The sequence below is a fragment of the Stenotrophomonas sp. MYb238 genome (genome assembly GCF_009496535.1).
Classification (GTDB): Bacteria; Pseudomonadota; Gammaproteobacteria; order Xanthomonadales; family Xanthomonadaceae; genus Stenotrophomonas.
The window spans coordinates 126,534-148,252 of sequence record NZ_WIDL01000006.1 but is presented as its reverse complement, the minus strand read 5'-3'; the positions used below and the strand labels follow the sequence as shown (position 1 = coordinate 148,252).

Below are 21,719 nucleotides of genomic sequence, written 5' to 3'. Positions count from 1 at the left end.
CTTTACCCTTCTTCGGGCGTGCCCATGCGCTTGGCGACGATCGAGGTGGCGGTCATGTCGCCGGTGGTGTTGCCGATGGTGCAGAACACGTCGGGAATCGTATCCACCGCCAGCAGCACGCCCAGCGGTTCCACCGGCAGGCCCATGCTCTGCGTGACCGGCATGTTGTTGGTCATGAAGTTGGCCTGGCCCGGCAGGCCGGTGGAGCCCATGCTGATGGCCGCGGCCAGCAGCACCGCCACCGCGTACTGCGAGAAGGTGATGTCGATGCCGTACAGCCAGGCGATGAAGCTGGCCACGGCGATGTACTGCGCCGGGCTGGTCACGCGGAACAGCGACACCGCCATCGGCAGCACCAGCGAGGTCAGCGCGGTGGGGTAGCCCAGCCGGTTGCGCGCGCTGTCGATCATCGCCGGCAGCGAGGCCAGCGACGACTGCGTGCTGCCGGCGATGACCTGCACCGGCACCAGCGCCGCGGCGAAGCGGCGCAGGCCCTCGCGCGCGGCCAGCACCGCCACCACGTACAGCAGCAGGGTGATCAGGATGTAGACCACGCACATCAGCAGGATGTAGTAGCCGAGGATGCCGAGCACGCTCATGCCGACCTCGGCGCAGACCACCAGCACCAGCGCGAATACGCCCAGCGGCGCGGCCCACAGCACCCAGCGCACGATGGTGATCATGGTGTCGCCGACGATCTTGATGATCTCCAGGATGCGGTCGCGGCGCGCGGCGTCCTGCCGGCTCAGCGCGAAGCCGAAGAACATCGCGAACACCACCAGCGGCAGCATCGCGTTGGCCGAGGCCACGGCCAGCACGTTGCTGGGGATCAGCGAGGAGATCCACTGCGCGGCGGTGGGCGCCTTGGACAGGTTCTCCGGCGCGTGCAGGGCGGCGCGGAAGGTCTGCATGGTGGCGCTGTCGTGCGGCACCAGGCCCAGCAGCGCCGGCGTGATCACCGCCGAGAAACTGGCCGCGGCCACCAGCAGCACGATGAACACCAGGATCGCGTTGCGCGCGGTGCGCCCGGACGCGGCGGCGTTGCTGGCGGTGTTGACGCCGACGATCACCAGCGCGGTGACCAGCGGCACCACCGTCATCTGCAGCGCGTTGAGCCACAGCCGGCCGATGGGCCGGGCGAACTCGGCGACCTGCAGCGCGAGCACCGGATCATGATGGGTGAGCGAGAGCCCGACCACCGCGCCGACCAGCAGCGAGATCAGCACTTTGACGGGAGCGGAGAGCCGGAAGCGTCGGGTGGATGTGGTCATGGAGGGCCAGTGGCGAAAGGGAAGAAGGAGATCCGGAGCGGGCTTCGAAGCCCCTCTGCCTCAAGGAGAGGGGTTGGGATGAGGGTGCGCGCGAAGCCTCACACGATTGAACATGGGCAGGCTTCGCCCGTACCTCATCCGGCGCTTGGCGCCACTGCATTCGGCACATCCATGCGCCTCGCCCTCCGGGCGGCTTCGCCGTGCAGTCCGACAATCCTGCTGGACTGGTTCCCGGGGGAGAAGGGAAAAGCAAAGAGTCAATGAGCGGCCTGCGGATGCTGGACGGGCAGGCCCCAGCTTCCCTGCAGGCGTGCGTACTCCGCATCGGGCAGCAGCACGAACAGCGGATGCGCCGCCGGGTCCAGCCAGCCGAGCAGCGCCTCCATGCGCTCGGGCTCCATCGCCGTGCAGCCGGCCGTGGCTTCGCCGCTCTGCCGCCACAGGTGGGCGAAGATGCAGCTGCCCTGGCCGGGCTCGGCCCTGGGGTTGTGCTCGATCACGAAGCCCTCGCGGTAGCGGCGGTCGCCCTTGTTGTGCAGGTCCAGCCGCATCGGTTCGCTGGAGCCTTCCACCGCCTCGCTGCCCACCACCTCGGCATCGACGATGCGGTTGTACAGCGGCGAATCGGGCACATCCATGCAGTAGCTGGTGGCCAGCATCGGCTGGTAGGGCATCGCACTGTCGATGCGCGGCGCGTAGCCGAAGGCCTCGCCGATGCCGAACACGCCGGCCGGGCTGCGGCCATCGCCCTCGCGTTTCTGCGGGCCGTCCTGCTGCGCCGGATGCACGCCCAGCCCCCAGGCGCTGCCGTTGCGCCCGAGCGCCACATCGAAGGCGGCGCCGTGCGCACGCCATCCTTCGGCGGTGCGTTCGTAGGCCTGCAGGCGGCCCGACGGCGTGTCCCACGACGATGTGGTGACGACCACCAGCTGGCGCGCATCGTGCACCGGCGTGGCCAGCGACGCGGCCGAGGCGGCGCCGATCAGCGCCATCGCGGACAGCGATGGCAGCAGGCACCGGGCGAAGGAACGGAACAGGGAGGACATGGCGGCGGCTCCGGCAATCAGTTGTCGATCAGCTGCTGGATGCGTTCCTGGTTCAGCGCCAGCTGGCGCTGGCGGTCCGGGTTGGCATGGCACAGCAGCACGAACACGAAGTCCAGCAGGTACTGCAGCGAACAACGGTACAGCAGTTGCGCGACCGGCGGCTGCGGGTCGTGCGCGCAGATCGCCAGCGAGGCGTCGGCATGGGCGCGCAGCGGGTTGGCGGTGTGGCGGGTGATCGACACCACCTTGCCGCCCATCTCCTGGAACTGGCGCGAGAGCTGCCACAGCTGCGGCAGCTTGCCGAACTCGGAGAACACCAGCAGCACGTCGCCGGGACGCGCGGCCGACAGGTTGGCGGTCATCAGGATAGGGTCGGCGTGCTGCACCGTGAGGATGCCCAGCAGCGCCAGGCGCATGGCGAACTCGCGCGCGTACAGGCCGTCGTCGCCCAGGCCGTAGACGAACACCTTGGGCGCGGCGTCGATCAGCGCGATCACCGCCTCGACCTCCTCCTGCGGGTTGGCGACGCGGGTTTCCTCCTCGGCGGCGGCCTTGCTGCGGCGCAGGCCATCGGCGACCTGCAGGTAGCCGTGCGGGTCGCTTTCCGGCGGCCACTCGGTAACGTTGCCGTTGCTGTTGTTGGCCAGCGCCACCGCCGCGCCGACCGAGTACTTCAGGTCCGGGTAGCCCTTGAACCCCAGCTTCTGGCTGAACTTGACCACGCTCGACTGGCTGATGCCCAAGGCGTTGGCCAGCTGCTGGGACGAGTAGTCGCGCAGCAGGTGGGCGTTGTCGAGGATGAAGTCGGCGATGCGCCGTTCGATCGCCGACATCTGTTCGCGTTCGGAGCGGATTTTTACCAGGGGTGGCATGGGTGGGATGTCGGCTGCGATGGGGTGACTCTAAAAGGATTTGGGAGACGCTGTAAGGCTTTGGATTCACCCGGGACGTTTCATGGGGCTGTGTGGGCCAAGGAGGGATGCTGTTGCCTGTGATTCTGGTGTTGCCTTTGGCTTTTGACTTCCGGGTCCCCTTCCGCAGCGACGGAGCCGGCGGGGAAAACCCGAAGGGCGGCGTGCATGGATGCACGTCGTTTTTCTACGAGACATGGATGTCGCGTAGAAAAATCCCGCCGGCGGAGTGGACCCGCGGCACGTAGTGCCGTGGGCGCGGAGGCAGGGGCGTGTTTCTTTGGGCCACGTTTCTTTGCACGAGCAAAGAAAGGTGGCTCGCTCCTGCGAAGCAGGAGTGAAAGCTTTGCTTTCAATACTCTGCTTTGGCTCCACGCTGTTGCTTTGCTGTTGCCTTTTGTATTTGGAAAGCTGAAACAACGGCAGAAGCAGGATCAAGAGCTTTCGCCCCCCTTTCGGAGTGCGAGCTACTTTGACCAGCCATTCGGCTGTTGAAAGGGCTCTTCTTTGCTCGTGCAAAGAAAAGGTAGCCCAAAGAAGCGCTTTTCCAACAGCCGAATGGCTGGTCAACACGGGCCGGGACGCGATCCGTCGGGCTGCGCCCGCCGGTTCCCTGTGCTCCTCGCGGGTCAGGGGGACGGCGCACAACTCGCTGCGCTCAGACACGTGCGCCTCTTCGCCCCCTGCCCCGCTGCAGTGCTCGGCTCGCTCTACGGCCGGGAGGGTCAAACGCCGAAGGGCAAAATCACGGGCAACGGCAACGGCAACGGCAACGGCAACGGTAGAGGTAGAGGTAGAGGTAGAGGCATTTTTCCTGGCTTCCTCGAGTGCGGCGCACCCGGGAGGAAGGGCGACAGCAACAAGGTCGGTTGCCGTCGCCACGCCGGTCATGCCTTCAGCATCTCCAGCCCACGCACCTCGGTGATGCCCAGCCCCGGCGCATCGGTGATGCTGATCTCCGATTCATTGAAGATCACCCCGCCGTTGACCGGGTTGAACAGGCTCAGCGACGGGCCGTCCAGGTCGACCTTGGTGATCGCGCCGGACTTGGCCACCGCCAGGTGCACCGCCGCGGCCACGCTGATGCTCGATTCGAGCATGCAGCCGATCATGCAGGGAATGCCGTACAGCGAGGCGATGTCGGCGACCTTGATCGCGTTGGAGAGGCCGCCGGTCTTCATCAACTTGATGTTGATGATGTCCGCCGCGCGCTGGTGGATCAGGTCGAACACCTGGTGCGGGCCGAACACGCTCTCGTCGGCCATCACCGGCGTGTTGACGCGCTCGGTGACGTACTTCATGCCGTCGATGTCGGCGGCCTTGACCGGCTGCTCCAGCAGTTCCAGCACCACGCCGGCGTTCTCCAGCGCGTTCATGGCGTAGACCGCCTGCTTGGCGGTCCAGCCCTGGTTGGCGTCCAGGCGCAGCAGGGCGCGGCCCTCGACCGCGGCGTGGATCGCCTTGACCCGCTCGATGTCCAGGCCGATGTCCTTGCCGACCTTGATCTTCAGCGACTCGAAGCCGCGCTCGATCGCCGACAGCGAATCGGCCACCATCTTGTCGATGTAGTCCACGCTGATGGTGATGTCGGTGGTGATCACCGGGTCGCCGCCGCCGAGCATCTGGTACAGCGGCGCGCCGTGCAGCTGCGCCCACAGGTCGTAGATGGCGATCTCCACCGCCGCCTTGGCGCTGGTGTTGCGCTCCAGCGAGGACTGCACCAGCCCGCAGATGCGGTTGAGGTTGGCGACGTCCTCGCCGATCAGGCGCGGCTTGATGAAGTTGTTGATGGCTTCGATGATCGAGCCGTGGGTGTCGCCGGTGATCACCGCGGTGGCCGGCGCCTCGCCGTAGCCGGTGTGGCCGCTGTCGGTGCGCACCAGCACCACGATGTCCTCGACCGATTCGACGGTGCGCAGCGCGGTCTTGAACGGGGTTTTCAGGGGCACGCGCAGCATGCCCAGTTCGATGTCGGTGATCTTCATTTGGCGGTATGCGGGCGGATGCGCTGGATGTTGGTGATGCGGTCGACGTAGCTGGCGGTGTCGCTGGCCATCATCGGCTGCAGCGGCGTCACCGAGACGCCATTGAGGTGGGCGGGAATCCGCTTGCCGTCGGCGCCGAACCAGCTGCCACCGGAGGTATCGTGGATCATCCAGGCCATGCCGTCGGCATGGCCGATGGTCATCATCACATGGCCGGGGATGTAGACCAGGTCGCCGACCTGCAGCGCGTCCACCGCCGCATCGCGCCTGGCCTTGCCGTCCTTGTCGCCGAAGGCGATGCGGTCCAGCGCCGGGCTTACCGCCTGCGCGCTGGTATTGCGCGGCAGCAGCACGCCGAAGCTGCGGTAGACCTCGGAGACGAAGCCGCTGCAGTCGCGGGTGTCATAGGAATGGCCCCAGCCGTAGCGCTCGCCGAGGAACTTGAAGGCCTGGATGAGCAGGTTGCGCGGGGTCAGCGCCAGGTAGCCGTCGCTGCTGTCCTGCGAACGCGGCAGCAGCGCCGGCACCAGCGCCAGGCTGCCGTCGTCGTTGCGCACCGGCAGCTGGATGACATGCGCGGCATGGCCCTGCTGTCCGTTGACCGGTTCCAGCGCCGGCCAGTCGGCCAGTACCGGCACGCGCACGCCCATGTCCAGCTGCAGGCGCGAGACGCGCGGTTCCTCCGGCGTATAGGCGGTGGTGGCGGTGGCGCCGGTGATCACCCGGTGCGGGCCGCCGGCGCCGTAGCCGAATACCTGCGCGGCGTCGCCGATGCCGACGAAGCGCTTCTCGACCCAGGCCACGTAGCGCTCGCTGGCGACGAACAGCCAGTCGCCGTCCGCGCTTTCATGCAGCACCGCCACGGCGTCGCCGGGGAACAGCGCCGATTCCTGGAAGCGGTCGATGTCGGTGTCGTCGTTGCTGGAGAACGCGCGCAGTCCGGTGGGGAAGGCGCGCAGCGCAGCGCGGTGCACCACCAGGCCGTACTGCAGCGGGCGCTTGTCGGCGATGCGCTCCAGCGCGAGGTTGTCGGCGATCGCGCGCAGCTGCGCCGCGCCGATCTGCTTGCCCTGCACGTCGTACAGCGTGCGCGTGGGCGGGCGCGAGATCGCCTCGATCTGTTCGCGCACGAAGCCGCGCGGCAGCGTGGCGGGCAGGGCGCGCAGGTCGTGGATGGAACTGTCGAGCTGGCGCATGCGTGCGTTCTGCGCGGCGATGCCGGCGCGGTCCAGGATCACCCGGTCCGGATCGGACACCTGCGCGATCCAGTGCGCGGCCGAGAGGTAGTCCTCGCGCAGGCCGATCACGCCGGCGTAGTCCTGCGGCGAGGCGGTGGCCGCGCCGAGCGCGAAGGCCGGTCCCGCGCACAGCGGCGCGGCGATCAGGAAGGACCAGCAGGCCCGGGCGAGGCGCCGGCGGCGGGGCCGGGCGGGAATGGCGTTCATGAGGACTCCCTCTGGATGCAATGGAATATTTATTCCTTTCTTCCATGAAATCAAGAATAAATTATTGACCCGTTGTCGCATGCGTGTTACACAACCGTTATCCCGCGTGTTCGTGGAAGTGTTGCCGTGGATCCAGCATTGCGCCAAGTCCCAGTCGCTTTCAGGCCTGCCCGGTACCGGCTAATGGCGGGCCTGCTGTGCCTGTTGTCGGGCGCCGCGGGCGCCGCCGACACGCTGGAACAGCTGGCCGCGCGCGTGGACCGCGGCGATTTCGCCGGCGCCGGCGCGCAGATCGACGCTGCGCTGCAGCAGCCAGCGCTGGGCGACGCGCAGCGCGATGCTTATCTGTTCCAGCGCGAGCGCATGCGCCGCATGCAACTGGATTTCAGCCTGGACCGCGAGCGCGCGATGGCCGCCGTACGCCGCTACATCCCCGACCTGCGCGAGGACGAGTTCCGCGCCTGGGACGACGCCGGGCTGATCGAACACCTGGACATCGACGGCCAGCGCCGCTGGTTCAACCGCGCGCCTTCGAACCTGTTCCTGGTCAGCGACGCCGCGGCCGCGCGGCGTTCGCCGACGATCAGGCCGCCGGCGCCCGGACCGTTCGAGGTGGTCACGCCGCACCACCTCGAGGCGCTCAAGGCCGCGCAGGCCGGCGCCACCAGCGTCGCGCCGCGGCGGGTGCGCGTCACCCAATCGCTCACGGTCAAGGCCGACGCGGTACCGGCCGGCGAGACCGTGCGCGCCTGGATCCCGTATCCGCGCGCCATTCCCGGCCAGCAGCAGGACATCCGCTGGCTGGACAGCGTGCCGGCCGGCGCGCAGGTCGCGCCGGAAGCCACGCTGCAGCGCACCGCCTACCTCGAACGCAAGGCGGTGGCCGGCACGCCGACCGAATTCTCGGTCAGCTACGAGGTCACTATCTACGCGCGCCATTTCGCCATCGACCCGGACGCGGTGCGGCCCACGCCCGACGACCCGGCGCTGGCGCCGTACCTGGCCGAACGCGCGCCGCACATCGTGTTCACTCCAGCGCTGCGCGAGTTCTCGCGGCGCGTGGTGGGCGAGGAGACCAACCCTTACCGGATCGCGCGCAAGCTGTTCGATGCGGTCGACCGCATCCCCTGGGGCGGCGCGCGCGAGTACTCGACCATCGGCAACATCAGCGACTACGCGCTGCACTCCAACCATGCCGACTGCGGGCAGCAGACGCTGCTGCTGATGAGCCTGCTGCGCCTGAACGGCATTCCCGCGCGCTGGCAGTCGGGCATGGTGTATTCGGACAACGACACCGGCTACAGCAACCTGCACGACTGGGGCGCGCTGTACCTGGCGCCGTACGGCTGGGTGCCGATGGACGTGACCACCGGCGCGCTCGACAGCCCGGTACCGGCGGTGCGCGATTTCTACTTCGGCGGGCTGGATGCCTACCGCATTGCCTTCAATGACGACTACGCGCAGCCGCTGGTGCCCGCCAAGCGGCACTTCCGCTCGGAAACCGTGGATTCGCAGCGCGGCGAGGCCGAATGGGCGGGCGGCAATCTTTATTTCGATCAGTGGGACTACGACTTCCGGTGGCAGGTGCTGGCGCCGCCGGAGGGCTGAAGGTTCGCTGCGCGTTACTTCCAACATCTGCAGGAGAGAGCAGGGAATGAATACGAAAATGCTGAAGAAGGCGGCGCTCAGCGTCGCGCTGGGTGCGTGCCTGGGGGCGCTGGCGCCCACGGTGATGGCGCAGAGCGCCACCGGCGCCATTGCCGGCCGCGCCAACGCCGGTGACCAGATCACCATCACCAACACGGCCACCGGGCTGACCCGCACGCTGACGGTCGGCCGCGACGGCGGCTACCGCCTGAGCCAGCTGCCGGTGGGCGACTACAGCCTGACGGTCAAGCGCGACGGGCAGAGCGACAAGGAGCCGGTGGCGGTCAACGTATCGCTGGGCGGCACCACCACTGTCAATCTCGGCGGCGGCGACGCGGGCGCGGTGACGCTGGACTCGGTGCAGGTGGTCGGCTCGCGCATCGTGAACCGGGTGGATGTGTACTCGACCGAGTCCTCGTTCAACATCAACCGCGAAGAGCTGTCGCGCATGCCGGTGGACCAGAGCGTGGCCGCCGTCGCGTTGTTGGCACCGGGCGTGGTGAGCTCGGGATCGAGCTTCGGCGGCCTGAGCTTCGGCGGCTCCTCCGTCGCGGAGAACGTGGCCTACATCAATGGGCTGAACGTCACCGATCCGTACCGCCGACAGGGTTTCTCGACGGTTCCCTTCAACTTCTATGAAGAGTTCCAGGTCAAGACCGGCGGTTACTCGGCCGAGTTCGGCCGCAGCACGGGTGGCGTCATCAATGCCATCACCCGTTCGGGCAGCAACGAGTTCAAGGGCGGCATGGAAGTCACCATGGAGCCCTCGGCGTGGGCGTCCGCGAAGAAGGACCATTTCCACAGCGATGGCACCATCGACGAGCGCGACCGCACCAGCCGCGATCGCAGCCCGCTGATGAAGACCAATGTGTGGGCGTCCGGTCCCATCATGAAGGACAGGCTGTTCTTCTTCGCGATGTACGAGAACCGGGACAGCAAGTCGCAGGACGTCGACACCACCGAGGCGTGGAAGACCAAGAGCAACAACGATTTCTGGGGCACCAAGCTCGACTGGTACATCAACGACAACAATCTGCTGGAGCTGCTCGCCTTCTCGGACAAGGCGGATTCGGTGACCAGCAGCTATGACAACTACGACTGGGACACCAACATCTTCGGCGAATCCAGCGGTCAGAGCAGCGGTTCCTCCGGTGGCGACAACTGGTCGTTGACGTACACCAGCCATCTCACCGACAACTTCGTCGCCAAGGCGATGTACGGCGTCAACAAGCGCAGCGCGGTGAGCAACAGCCCGATGGACGCCGAGTGCAGCATCATCACGCTGGCGTCCAGCTACACCAAGAAATACGGCCCCAAGACCAACGAGGGCTGCCACCCGACCAACGCCGCCATCAGCAGCCGCGAAGACAAGCGCGAAGCGGCGCGCCTGGACTTCGAATGGACGCTGGGCGACCACCTGCTCCGCTTCGGCGTGGACCAGGAGGTGATGGATTCGGACAGCTCGACGATCTACCCCGGCGATGGATTCATGTACCAGGCGCTCGTGGTCGACGCGGGCAGTTCGGTGAACGGCGTGGCGCTGCCGGCCGGCGTCACCGACATCATCGACGCGCGCTACAAGGTGACCGGGTCACCGGTCAGCACCAAGGCGCAGGCGTTCTACCTGGAAGACAACTGGAACGTCACCCCGAACCTGCTGTTGAACCTCGGCGTGCGCTTCGACCAGTTCCACAACAAGCTGGCCTCCGGCGCCACCTTCGCCAAGAGCACCTTCAGCGACATGATCTCGCCGCGCCTGGGCTTCAGCTGGGACGTGAAGGGCGATGGTTCGATGAAGGTGTTCGGCAACGCGGGCCGCTACTACACCCCGCTCACCAACAAAATCGCCGATTACTTCGGTGGCGGCACCACCGACGAGCACACCTACTACGTGCTCGATGGCTGGGTGCAGAAGCAGAGCTCAACCGGCAACAACTATCTGGTGCCGGTGCTCGGCCAGCAGATCGGCCCGGTGAACACCGACGGCAACGCCCCGGCACCCACCGATGTGCGCACTGCGGTGGCGCGCGATCTCAAGCAGGTCTTCCAGGACGAGTTCATCCTCGGCTTCCAGCAGGCGCTCAACGAGGAGTGGTCGTACGGCGTCAACGCCACTTACCGGCGCATGACGCGCGCCGTGGAGGACGTGCGCATCAACCATGTCGAAGGCTGCGACTGGTATTCGGGCGATTGGCCGATCATCAATCCGGGCGAGACCAATCAGCTGTGGTGCCCGGATACCAACAGCTGGGTGACCATCGATTCGTCCAAGGACGGCTACCAGGCGCTGGGCAGCGGCAACATCATGGGCTACAAGAAGCCCAAGCGCATCTACAAGGCGCTGGAGTTCCAGCTCGACCGCGCGTGGAATGACAAGTGGGCATTCAATGCCAGCTACATCCTGTCCAAGAGCGAAGGCAACATCGAAGGACCAGTGAATTCGGACACCGGCTACAACGACACGAACCTGGTGCAGTACTACGACCATCCGGCGGTCAACGAGCGCTATGGCGTAACGTTCAATGACGCTCGCCACCAGTTCAAGCTGCGCGGAACCTTCAAGCTCAACGAGCAGTGGTCCTTCGGCAGCACGCTGTCGGCGCGTTCCGGCGGCCCGATCACCGCGTTCGGCGTGGTGTGGCCGGACGACAACCGCAATGCGGGTGGCCCGGGCGAATTCAGCGGCGGCGGTTCGGGGTGGCTCTGCAAGGCCAACTGTTCCAGCTGGGCCGATCGCGAGCTGGTCTACACCGAGCGTGGGGCGTTCGGCCGCATGCCGTGGGTGGTCGACCTCGGCGCCAGCGTGATGTGGACGCTGCCGGTCGAGGGTATCGACCTGAAGGCACGCCTGTCGGTCTACAACCTGCTCAACCGCCAGACCGTGGTCAACGTGCACTCCCGCTACGAGAGCACGCCGGGAACGAAGATGCCTTACTTCGGCGAGGGCACAAACTGGCAGGCGCCCCGTTACACGAACCTGGTCGTGACCTGGAACTTCTGATCCAGCCGAAAACGATGACGATGCAACCGCGGTACTGAGTTCCTCCTCTGGCGGCCCGTGCATGGGGCCGCCATCTTTTTGGAGCAATGCCTTGAATCAGGGATTCACCCGAAACGGCGGAGATGGCGTGCCGGACATGTTCCGGCAGGTGGACCTGCCGGCCCTTGCGGCCCGCGAGGGTACGCCGCTGTACGTCTACGCCGCGCCGGCCATCCGCCAGCGGGTGCGTTCGCTGCGCGATGCGCTCGCCGGCCTGGACGCCGGCATCCGCTACGCGGTGAAGGCCAACGGCAACGGCGCGGTGCTGCGCCTGCTGGCCGAGGAGGGCGCGGGCGCGGACATCGTGTCCGGCGGCGAACTGGAACGCGCGCTGCGCGCCGGTATCGCCGCGGCCGACATCGTGTTCTCCGGGGTGGGCAAGTCCGACGCGGAGATCGCGCTGGCGCTGGACGTGGGCATCGGCCGCTTCAACATCGAGTCACGCGCCGAGCTCGACGCCATCCAGCGCATCGCCGCCGCGCGCGGCGTCACCGCCGTCGCGTCGGTGCGCATCAATCCGGACGTGGATGCCAGAACCCACGCCAAGATCTCCACCGGCAAGGCCGAGAACAAGTTCGGCGTGTCCATCGCCGATGCGCGCGCCTGGTTCGATGCGAAGGCGCAATGGCCCGACGTGCGCCTGGACGGGCTGCACATGCACATCGGTTCGCAGCTGCTGAGCCTGGAGCCGGTACGCGAGGCGCTGGCGCGCATGGCCGCGTTCTGGAAGGAACTGGCGGCCGCCGGCCACGCCATCGCCAGCATCGATGTCGGCGGCGGGCTGGGCGTACGTTACCGCGAAGGCGAGCAGGCGCCGGATGCGCGCGAATACGCCGATGCGATCGGCCAGGCGCTGGCCGGCTTCGGTGGGCGCATCCTGGTCGAGCCGGGGCGCTGGCTGGTGGCCGAGGCCGGCATCCTGCTGACCCGCGTGCTGCTGGAAAAGCACGGCCAGGCGCGCAGCTTCCTGGTGCTGGACGCGGCCATGAACGACCTGCTGCGCCCCAGCCTGTACGACGCCTGGCACGACATCGTGCCGGTGGGCGCCGTTGCCGGCCGCGAAACCGTCGCCTACGACGTGGTGGGGCCGGTCTGCGAGACCGGCGATACCTTCGCCACCGCGCGCGCGCTGCCGCGCTGCGAGGCCGGCGACCTGGTGGCGATCCTCGGCGCCGGCGCCTATGGCGCGTCGATGGGTTCGACCTACAACTCGCGACCGCTGCCGGCCGAAGTGCTGGTGGACGGCGAGCGCTATGCGGTGGTGCGCTGCCGCCAGAGCTTGGACGAAATGCTGGCCGGCGAGCAGTCCGCCAGCGACTGGAGGCGGGCATGAAGAAGCAAGGAACCGGTGGAGGGGAGCCAGGAATCCACGAGGGCGGGATGACGGGCGCGGCGCGGGCTTTCCGCCTTCGCCCGTTCCTGGTCCCTCTGCTCTCGCTGCTGCTGTTGAGCGCCTGCGCGCACCATAATCCATTGGCGAAGTGGGAGCGCTCGCCCAACTTCGACACGCGCCGGCCGGTGGTGGTGGTGCTGCACTACACCGCCGGCAAGACCGCCGAGGGCAGCCTGCGCACCCTGCAGACCGCCAACAGCAACGGCCCGGTCAGCGCGCACTACCTGCTGGGCAAGGACGGGGAGCTGTACCAGCTGGTCGATGAGAACAAGCGCGCCTGGCACGCGGGCGACGGCCGCTGGGGCACCATCACCGATCTCAACTCGGCGTCGATCGGGATCGAGATCGACAACGACGGCTACACCCCGTATCCGGACGTGCAGATCGAGAAGCTGATCGTGCTGCTGGACGACCTCACCCGGCGCCTGGGCATCCCGCGCCAGCAGGTCATCGGCCACGAGGACCTCGCCCCGGGACGCAAGATCGATCCGGGTCCGCTGTTCCCGTGGAAGCGCCTGCACGAGGCCGGCTTCGGCATCTGGCCCGACCCGGCCGCCGGCGATCCGCCGCCGGAGTTCGACGGCTGGCTGGCGATGGCCGCCATCGGCTACCCGCTCGACGACCGCGCCAACGCGCTTCAATCCTTCCGCCATCATTTCCGCGGCATGCGCAGCCAGGGGGCCGAGCTCGATGCCGAAGACCTGCGCATCCTCTACGGCCTGAGCCGTCCGCTGCTGCGAACGCGCGACTGAACCGGGCCCGGGGCCGCATCCGGCCCTGCGCCGCAGGAGCTACCCGGCCAGGGATGGCCTGCATCGCCGCTACACCTCGCTGAACCTCCATCCTTCCACCACACCGGGAAAACCGGAGAGAGGTCGTAATGCCTGTTTGTCGTAACGAACTGAAGCGCGGCCGGCTGGTCGCGGCGATCATCATCGGGTTGACGCTGCCAGCCCTCGCCTCTGCCGCCAGCGCGGACAACGCCGCCCAGCAGCAACCCGATAACCCGGATCCGGTTCCCGCCGCCACGGACAAGGCCGCCGCGCAGACCCTGGACAAGATCCAGGTCACCGGCTCGCGCATCAAGCGCACCGAGGTCGAAGGCCCGTCTCCGGTGGTGGTCATCACCGCCGAGGACATCAAGAAGGAAGGTTTCAGCACCATCGCCGAGGCGCTGGGTACCTTGACCCAGTTCACCGGCAACGTCGTCGGCGGCGAGTGGAACTTCGGCAACCAGGCGCCGAGCGCGTCCTATCTCAACCTGCGCGGATTGGGGGTGGGCTACCAGTTGATCCTGCTCAACGGCAAGCGCATGGCCGACTATGCGGCGGCGTCCACGCCGGCGGACACCGGCATCAGCATCGGCAGCATCCCGGCCGCGGCGGTCGCGCGCATCGAAGTGCTCAGCAGCGGCGCGTCGGCCATCTACGGCTCCGACGCGGTCGCCGGCGTGGTCAACATCATCACCAAGGACAACTGGGAAGGTAACCACCTGCGCATCCGCGGCGGCACCTATACCGATGGCGGCGGCGACACCGGCAACCTGCAGTTCAGCGGCGGCAAGGCCTGGGAGCGCGGCAGCATCACCTATGCCTTCGAGCAGTTGAACCGCGAGCCGGTCTACGCCTGGCAACGCAATGACCGGGGCATCGGCGACATGCGTACCGCCCCGCTGCAGAGCAAGGACCCGAACCGGCTGACCTGGGCGCCGGCCGACGGCCTGACCCTGTGGTTCTACGACACGCCCGGCGGCTACATGCACTACAACTCGTGGCTGGACAGGGCGGGCAACCTGGTCACCGCTTCCCCGGGATCGCCCGATGCCGGCGGCGCGCTGCAGTACTCCTGCGCCAATGCCAGCCCGAAGTACACGCCGTACTACCCGTACGACGACCCGGCCGACGGCAATACGCCGACTGCCTGCGGCAACATGCACTACTACGACTGGGCCACGCTGTCGAACAAGTACAACAAGACCTCGGCCTACGTGTCGGGCAACTACCGGTTCACCGACAACCTCGAAGGCTATGGCCAGCTGCTGGTGACGCATGCGCGCGACCAGATGACCAGCCGCGCCAGCCTGTACGTGTTCAACCAGGGCAATGCCACCGACAAGACCCTGGGCATGTTCGAGTACCAGCGCATCCTCGATCCCGAGCAGTCCGGCGGCATGCCGCAGCGCGTCTACCGGGAGATCGGCATCAGCGCCAATCTCGGCGTGCGCGGCACCGTGTTCGACCGCTTCGACTGGGACATGGGCCTGACCTTCTCCAGCAGCGAGATGAAGAGCTGGTGGCGCCAGGGCCTGACCAACAAGGTGCATGGCTTCCTGTTCGGCGAGGCCATCGGCACCGCCAACGACGGGCCGCTGTACGACCTGGGGCCGGAGCAGTTCCAGCACATGTTCGGGCCGACCTCGGCGGCGGACTTCATGGCCATGACCGACATCGTGGTCAACCGCAACAAGTCCTCGGCCAGCACCGCGCAGTTCGTGTTCAGCGGTCCGTTGTTCGAGCTGCCGGCTGGCGAGGTGGAGATGGCCTTCGTCGCCGAGGCCGCGCATTCCAAGTACGACCTTGCCCCGGATGTGCGCTCGCGCAATTCCTACAAGGGCGAGGACCATACCTTCAACTACAACGCCACCTGGGGCGGCGGTTCGCGCGACCGTTACGGCACCGGCCTGGAATTGCGTGTGCCGGTGTTCAAACGCCTGACTGCGACCCTGGCCGGCCGTTACGACAGATACGACGACATTTCCGACGTCGGTGGCGCCTCCACCTGGGCGGCCGCGCTGGAGTGGCGCCCGCTGGACAACCTGCTGGTGCGTGCCAACCACCAGACCAGTTTCCTCGCGCCGAACCTGATGTGGGTGTATGGCGGGCCGGTGTCGTCCTACGGCAACTTCGTCAACGACTACATGTGCCGCAAGGACGGGATGGACCTGTCGACGACCGAGGGCCGCAGGGCGTGCAACAACAGCGACTACGTCGATGGCCTGTGGTGGACCTCCGGCGGCATGAACACCCAGCTGCACGAGGAGACCGCCGAATCCGACGGCATCGGCTTCGTCTGGGACGTGTTCCAGGGCTTCTCGCTCAGCGCCGACTACTGGCGGGTCAAGCTCAAGGGCAAGAGTTCGCTGTTGAGCGTCGACGGCATCCTGGAAGGCAATACCGAATGCCTGATGGGATCGAAGATCAATGGCGACCCGGTGGACTCGGGCTCGGGCAAGTGCGCGATGTACGCCGGTTATGTCCAGCGCGACGCGGAAGGGCGCATCACCGGCCTGAGTTCCGGCGCGATCAACCAGGCCGGCGTGCGTACCGACGGTTTCGACGCCAGCCTCAAGTACAACTGGGCCTGGGGCAGGCTGGGCGACTTCGGCGTGAATGCCGGTTTCACCCGCGTGCTCAGCTACGAAGAACAGGTCAAGGAGGGCGACGATTGGGACGACGCGATGCACTGGACCTCGCGCGTGGCCTTCCGCACCCGCACCAACTGGACGCTGAGCTGGGCCAGGAACGACTGGAACGTCAACCTGTACGGCTACCGCAACGGCCCGCGCATGAACTACTACGCGACGAAGCTGCTGCGTCCGTTCGTGCAATGGAACGCGAGTGCCTCACGGCAGATCACCGAGCACATGCGGGTAGGCGTGGACGTGGTCAACGTGTTCAACAACTATGGCCCGAAGGACGATACCTATACCGCCTTCCCGTACTACCAGGGCATCTACGGCCTGATGGGACGCGCGGTGTACGTCAACCTCGACATCGATTTCTGATGCCGGACCGGGTTTTTCGGTAGCTGTTGCCGCAGCTCTCCCTGCGGCAACATCCCGGCGGCGATCCCTGCCGCCGGGTTCTGGAAACATGCTGATGAAACGACTACTGCTCTGCCTCGCCCTGTTGCCGGGCATCGCCCATGCCGCGGCGCCCCCCGCGGACGACGCGGCGTTCTACGACAAGGCCGTGCAGCAGGCCTTCGAGCACTACCAGCTGCCCGGCATCGCGGTCGGCGTGATCGAGGACGGCAAGGTCGTCCGCACCATCACCCGTGGCGAACGGGTCGCGGGCGAGGGCGTGCCGATCGATGCCGACACGCTGTTCAAGATCGCCTCCAACACCAAGGCGATGACCGCGGCGGTGCTGGCGCGGCTGGTGCAGGCCGGGCGCCTGCGCTGGGACGATCCGGTGACGAAATACCTGCCGTCGTTCCGCATGTACGACCCCTGGGTCACGCGCAACATGCAGGTGCGCGACCTGCTGATCCACAACAGCGGCCTGGGCCTGGGCGCGGGCGACCTGATGCTGTGGCCGGAGCCGAACCATTTCACCCGCCAGGACATCGTCGCCGGGCTGGCGCACCTCAAGCCGGCCGGCAGCTTCCGCGCCGACTACGCCTACGACAACCTGCTGTACGTGGTGGCCGGCGAGGTGGCCGCCGTCGCCGGCGGCAAGCCCTATGCGGCGCTGGTGCGGCAGGAGATCTTCGTGCCGCTGGGCATGGATCGCTGCCAGGTCGGCGAGTGGTCGCCCACGGCGGTGGGCAACGTCGCCCAGCCGCATTACCGGCAGGACGGGCGCAACGTGGTGGGCGGGCGCGACGGCGAGGTGGCCGCCGATTTCCCGTCGATGGCCGCCGGCGGCGTGCGCTGCAGCCTCGACGACATGCTGCGCTGGATGCGGGCGCTGCTCGATCCGGCGCAGGTGCCGGGCTGGCTGGACACCGCGCAGCGCCGCGCACTGTGGACCGCGCACATGCCCATGCCCATCGGCCAGCGCCTGCGCGACTGGGACAACACCCACTTCCTGGCCTATGGCTACGGCTGGCGCCTGTCGGACATGGACGGGCAGTGGAAGGTGGCGCATACCGGCACGCTGTCGGGCATGTATTCCTCGCTGGCGCTGCTGCCGGACCGGCGCGGCGGCGCGGTCATCCTGATCAACGGCGAGGGCGAGGACGCACGCACGGCGCTGATGCAGGCGCTGCTCGAGCGCCAGACCGCGCCGGCCGCCGGCCACGATGTCCTCCATTACGCCGGCCTGCTGGAGCGGGAAAAGGCGCAGCGCCGTTCCGACGGCCATGTGCGCCCGGCCATGGCGCCGGCGGTGGCGGTCGCGGCACGCGATTTCAGGGCCGATGCCGGCGTATGGGCCGATCCCTGGTTCGGGCAGGTCACGCTGTGCCCGGCTGGGAAGGGCATCGTTTTCGCCGCGGTGAAGTCGCCGGCCATGCGCGGCCGGGTCATGTCCTCCGGCGGCCGCCCGTGGGTGCAGTGGCAGGGGCTGGGCGAAGACGCCGAGGCCTGGCTGGAGTTCTCGGGGGAAGGATCGCAGCGCGTCATGCGCATGCGCGCCATCGATCCGGACATCGATTTCAGCTACGACTACCAGGACCTGGAATTCCGCCGGGTCGGTGATTGTCCGTGAGTGCAATGGGCCGACGGCTGCCGCATGCTCCAGCCGCAGGCCGCGCCTCCGCTGCGGCCATGCACGACGGCTATGGACGATGCGGCGCGCATTGTGCGGCGCATCACGGAAATATTTTATTTCCATGGCCTTGGGGCATGGGGAATAGTTTATTGACCGCCGGATTCACCCCGTGTTAAACAGCTGTGAAGTCGGGTTGGACGGGGGCGGATGCGCCAGCCGTTTTTTCCACAGCGCCCTGCACGACGCAGGTGGTGGTGGAGCTTCCCGGCGCTGGACAGGCCTGCAGTCGGGCTTGGCATGTTGCAGGCCGGCAGACAAGGACGCTCCCCGGTGCGGTGCAACCATGGAAGGAGAGGTGCGGCCCCGGGGAGGTGGCGCGCATCCGGTTGCCTTGGCGGAATCGTGCCGCCCCCTTGAGGATCGATGGATGGTCGCCGTACCCCCGCCAGCACGGATATGGAAGTGGACCGGCATCGTTCCCGCAGCATTCCCCGTTACGCGTTCCCTTTGGAGAGAGAGCATGTCCGCCTTGTCACGTACCCCGCGGCTTCACCACCTGAGCGCGGCCCTGCTGCTGGCGCTCGGCAGCCCGTTCGCCGCCTTCGCCCAGACCCAGCCCGCCACCGGCACCACTTCGCCGGAAGCGCGCACCCTCGACCGCGTCTCGGTCACCGGTTCGCGCATCCAGCGCACCGATGTCGAAGCCGCCCTGCCGGTCACCATCATCCAGAAGGCCGAGATCGAGGCGCAGGGCATCACCTCGGCCGAACAGCTGCTGCAGCAGCTGAACATCGCCAGCAGCGGCCCGGACAGCCTGGCCGCCAACAGCGGCATCGCCCCTCCCGGCACGCGCGGCAACAACGGCGTGTCCGGCGCCAACCTGCGCGGCCAGGGCGCCGACGCCACCCTGGTGCTGCTCAACGGCCGCCGCGTCGCCGCGCACGGCCTGGCCGGCCAGGTGGTCGACCTTAACTCGATTCCCTTCGCCGCGATCGAACGCGTGGAAGTGCTGCGCGACGGCGCCTCGGCGGTGTACGGCACCGACGCCATCGGCGGCGTGATCAACTTCATCACCCGCAACAACTACCAGGGCATCACCGTCACCGCCGGTGCCGACGTGACCGAGGAAGGCGGCGGCAACATCTTCCACGGCAGCCTGCTCGGCGGCTGGGGCGACCTGGACAACGACCGCTGGAACGTGTGGGCGGCGCTGAACGTCAAGAAGAACAAGATCCTGCGCGGCAACCAGCGCGACTTCGTCAACAGCTTCCAGCCCGACCGCGGCCTGTCGCCGGATACGCGCGGCACGCCGTTCGCCAACATCGTCAGCGGCACCGGCAGCATCATCGGCGGCGGCCTGAAGGACCCCAACAGCAACCTCACCAAGACCACCATCAATACGCTGCGCCTGCCCGGCGGCGCCGGTTGCGAGAACGGCGGCGACATGATGGGCGACTACGGCGACAAGATCTGGGCCAGCCCCGGCGCCAGCTTCGGCTGCGCCTGGGACTACGGACGCGCGCGCACCATCCAGCAGCCGGTGGACACGGTGCAGGGCATCGGCCGGGCCACCTTCAAGGTCGGCGACAACCATGAATTCTTCGCCGAGTTCATGGGCTCCAAGGTGACCTCCAAGCGCCAGTTCGAAGCGCAGCAGATCACTACCAGCATCAACGCCACCGGGACCCAGCTCGACGCCTACGAGCTGAACGCCAACACCAAGGCGACCTACGACGCGATCTACAACCAGCTGCACGACTACTTCGGCGACCAAGCCAACCTGGTCTACGGCAGCCCCATCACCTACCGCTGGCGCTGCGAGATCTGCGGCCCGCGCCAGCTGGAGACCGAGACCAAGGCCTACCGCCTGCTGTTCGGCATGACCGGCAGCGTGGGTACCTGGGACTACAACATCGGCCTGTCGCGCGCCGAGAGCCGCGCCCAGTCGGTGCTGGCCGGCGGCTACTACTACACGCCGCAGCTGAAGGCGGCGCTGAAGAACGGCGTGCTCAATCCGTTCCTGATGCCGGGCCAGGACCAGTCGCAGGCGGCCTATGACGCGATGGCTGCGGCCGACGCCAGCGGCCTGCTGCTGTACAAGGGCGTGTCCAGCACCACCACCTTCGACGCCAGCTTCAGCGGCAGCCTCGGCTTCAAGCTGTGGGGCGAGGAAGACGTGCAGGCCGCGGCCGGCGTGGACGTGCGCCGCGAGGAGTACGAGTTCAGCGGCCCGTCGGAATGGACCGCCGGCAACGCGTTCGTGTTCGGCGCGCCGGGCGATGCGGCCAACTACATGTCGCCCAAGCAGCGCAACGTCAAGGCGGTGTTCGCCGAGTTCAACCTGCCGGTGGTGGACAGCCTGGAGCTCAACCTGGCCGTGCGCCACGACCGCTACGACGGCTTCGGCGGCACCACCAATCCGAAGTACTCGTTCAAGTGGCAGCCGATCGACTGGCTGGTGTTCCGCGGCTCCTACAGCACCGGCTTCAAGGTGCCCGACTTCGCCAAGCTGTTCCGCGGCATCACCGAGAGCCAGTACACCGGCCTGGACCTGGCCGACCCGGCGACCTGCCCGAAGGGCCAGTACAACCCGGACGTGGCCAACTGCAGCGAGCAGATCCGCCCGGACATCATCACCGGCGGCAACCCGAACCTGAAGCCGGAAGAAGCCAAGCAGCGCAGCATCGGCTTCGTGATCGCGCCTAACGGCAACTTCAACGTCAGCGTCGACTGGTGGGAGATCGAGCGGCTCAACTCGATCCGCAGCGGCTTCAACCTGTCCACGATGACGGCGAACTACCCGCTGTATGCGTCCAACTTCATCCGCGACGCTAACGGCAAGATCACCGCCATCGACCAGCGCTACATCAACACCGGCGGCACGCTGACCAGCGGCATCGAGCTGGATTCCAACCTGCGCGGCGACCTCGCCGGCGGCACCTGGAACATCCACCTCAACGGCAACTACCTGGACACGTTCAAGACCAAGACCTTCGACAGCCTGCCCTACAGCGACAACCTGGTCGGCGAGTACGAGCGTTACTACAACCTGCCGATCAAGTGGAAGCACACGGTCAGCCTCGGCTGGGCCAAGGGCGACTGGGCGCAGACGCTGACCCAGGTCTACCGTGGCGGCTACAAGGACTGGAAGCCGGGCGGCATCGTCAACGGCTACACCCCGCCGGCCTGGGACGGCAAGGTCGATGCCTACGTCACCTACAACTACAGCCTGACCTGGTCCGGCATGGAGAACCTGAAGGCGACGTTCGGCATCCGCAACCTGCTCAACACCGATCCGCCGTTCACCGTCCGCTACCTGGACGATGGCGACGGCGCGGGCTGGGAAGCGCGCGTGGCCGACCCGCGCGGCCGTTCCTTCAACCTGCTGCTGGAGTACCGCTTCCAGTGACGTACCCCGGGGCCCGGCATCTGGGCCCCTTCCGTCGTCGCCGCCAGACCGGCGGCGACACCCGCGTTTCTTCGCGTTGTCGGCAGGCCGCGCGCCGGTCCTGCCTCGATCCATGAAGCACACCGCTGTGCAAGCGA

General features: G+C 67.2%; 12 protein-coding genes. 7 read left to right on the top strand and 5 right to left on the bottom strand.

Going from position 1 to position 21,719, the window contains the following annotated elements; all coding sequences use genetic code 11:
• Nucleotides 1-2: 2 nt before the first annotated feature.
• The 5 genes from CQ393_RS06225 to CQ393_RS06205 form a co-directional block, all read right to left on the bottom strand.
• Nucleotides 3-1,271, bottom strand: a complete 1,269-nt coding sequence (locus CQ393_RS06225; RefSeq protein ID WP_153190688.1) for a dicarboxylate/amino acid:cation symporter — start codon at nucleotides 1,269-1,271, stop codon at nucleotides 3-5.
• Nucleotides 1,272-1,528: 257 nt separating this feature from the next.
• On the bottom strand, nucleotides 1,529-2,317 hold the full coding sequence (locus tag CQ393_RS06220; RefSeq protein WP_153190687.1) for a L,D-transpeptidase family protein: 789 nt from the start codon (nucleotides 2,315-2,317) through the stop codon (nucleotides 1,529-1,531).
• 17 nt (nucleotides 2,318-2,334) lie between these two features.
• A complete protein-coding gene (locus CQ393_RS06215; RefSeq protein ID WP_153190686.1) occupies nucleotides 2,335-3,189 on the bottom strand; it encodes a MurR/RpiR family transcriptional regulator in 855 nt (284 codons plus the stop codon).
• Between the two features lie 926 nt (nucleotides 3,190-4,115).
• Complete coding sequence (locus tag CQ393_RS06210; protein ID WP_153190685.1) at nucleotides 4,116-5,213, bottom strand: dipeptide epimerase; 1,098 nt, start codon at nucleotides 5,211-5,213, stop codon at nucleotides 4,116-4,118.
• Complete coding sequence (locus tag CQ393_RS06205; protein ID WP_153190684.1) at nucleotides 5,210-6,658, bottom strand: SH3 domain-containing protein; 1,449 nt, start codon at nucleotides 6,656-6,658, stop codon at nucleotides 5,210-5,212. The genes CQ393_RS06210 and CQ393_RS06205 overlap by 4 nt, the downstream gene beginning before the upstream one ends.
• Before the next feature lie 183 nt (nucleotides 6,659-6,841).
• On the opposite strand from CQ393_RS06205, the gene CQ393_RS06200 reads away from it, so the two are divergent.
• The 7 genes from CQ393_RS06200 to CQ393_RS06170 all read left to right on the top strand — a co-directional run bounded on the left by CQ393_RS06200 (nucleotide 6,842) and on the right by CQ393_RS06170 (nucleotide 21,582).
• Complete coding sequence (locus CQ393_RS06200; protein ID WP_153190683.1) at nucleotides 6,842-8,266, top strand: transglutaminase domain-containing protein; 1,425 nt, start codon at nucleotides 6,842-6,844, stop codon at nucleotides 8,264-8,266.
• Between the two features lie 46 nt (nucleotides 8,267-8,312).
• The gene (locus CQ393_RS06195) at nucleotides 8,313-11,306 is read left to right on the top strand and encodes a TonB-dependent receptor (protein WP_153190682.1); all 2,994 of its coding nucleotides are present in this window, start codon (nucleotides 8,313-8,315) and stop codon (nucleotides 11,304-11,306) included.
• 136 nt (nucleotides 11,307-11,442) lie between these two features.
• The gene (lysA, locus tag CQ393_RS06190) at nucleotides 11,443-12,678 is read left to right on the top strand and encodes a diaminopimelate decarboxylase (RefSeq protein ID WP_153190727.1); all 1,236 of its coding nucleotides are present in this window, start codon (nucleotides 11,443-11,445) and stop codon (nucleotides 12,676-12,678) included.
• A 47-nt stretch (nucleotides 12,679-12,725) separates the two neighbouring features.
• A complete protein-coding gene (locus CQ393_RS06185) occupies nucleotides 12,726-13,490 on the top strand; it encodes an N-acetylmuramoyl-L-alanine amidase (protein WP_153190726.1) in 765 nt (254 codons plus the stop codon).
• Between the two features lie 128 nt (nucleotides 13,491-13,618).
• Nucleotides 13,619-16,522: a TonB-dependent receptor gene (locus CQ393_RS06180; RefSeq protein WP_153190681.1), complete on the top strand. Its 2,904-nt coding sequence runs from the start codon at nucleotides 13,619-13,621 to the stop codon at nucleotides 16,520-16,522.
• Nucleotides 16,523-16,616: 94 nt separating this feature from the next.
• On the top strand, nucleotides 16,617-18,170 hold the full coding sequence (locus CQ393_RS06175) for a serine hydrolase domain-containing protein (RefSeq protein WP_153190680.1): 1,554 nt from the start codon (nucleotides 16,617-16,619) through the stop codon (nucleotides 18,168-18,170).
• A gap of 523 nt (nucleotides 18,171-18,693) precedes the next feature.
• On the top strand, nucleotides 18,694-21,582 hold the full coding sequence (locus tag CQ393_RS06170; RefSeq protein ID WP_153190679.1) for a TonB-dependent receptor: 2,889 nt from the start codon (nucleotides 18,694-18,696) through the stop codon (nucleotides 21,580-21,582).
• Nucleotides 21,583-21,719: the final 137 nt, after the last annotated feature.

Coding starts and splice junctions, on each gene's coding strand:
- CQ393_RS06225 (WP_153190688.1), bottom strand. CDS start 1,271: ATGACCACATCCACCCGACGCTTCCGGCTCTCCGCTCCCGTCAAAGTG.
- CQ393_RS06220 (WP_153190687.1), bottom strand. CDS start 2,317: ATGTCCTCCCTGTTCCGTTCCTTCGCCCGGTGCCTGCTGCCATCGCTG.
- CQ393_RS06215 (WP_153190686.1), bottom strand. CDS start 3,189: ATGCCACCCCTGGTAAAAATCCGCTCCGAACGCGAACAGATGTCGGCG.
- CQ393_RS06210 (WP_153190685.1), bottom strand. CDS start 5,213: ATGAAGATCACCGACATCGAACTGGGCATGCTGCGCGTGCCCCTGAAA.
- CQ393_RS06205 (WP_153190684.1), bottom strand. CDS start 6,658: ATGAACGCCATTCCCGCCCGGCCCCGCCGCCGGCGCCTCGCCCGGGCC.
- CQ393_RS06200 (WP_153190683.1), top strand. CDS start 6,842: ATGGCGGGCCTGCTGTGCCTGTTGTCGGGCGCCGCGGGCGCCGCCGAC.
- CQ393_RS06195 (WP_153190682.1), top strand. CDS start 8,313: ATGAATACGAAAATGCTGAAGAAGGCGGCGCTCAGCGTCGCGCTGGGT.
- lysA (WP_153190727.1), top strand. CDS start 11,443: ATGTTCCGGCAGGTGGACCTGCCGGCCCTTGCGGCCCGCGAGGGTACG.
- CQ393_RS06185 (WP_153190726.1), top strand. CDS start 12,726: ATGACGGGCGCGGCGCGGGCTTTCCGCCTTCGCCCGTTCCTGGTCCCT.
- CQ393_RS06180 (WP_153190681.1), top strand. CDS start 13,619: ATGCCTGTTTGTCGTAACGAACTGAAGCGCGGCCGGCTGGTCGCGGCG.
- CQ393_RS06175 (WP_153190680.1), top strand. CDS start 16,617: ATGAAACGACTACTGCTCTGCCTCGCCCTGTTGCCGGGCATCGCCCAT.
- CQ393_RS06170 (WP_153190679.1), top strand. CDS start 18,694: ATGTCCGCCTTGTCACGTACCCCGCGGCTTCACCACCTGAGCGCGGCC.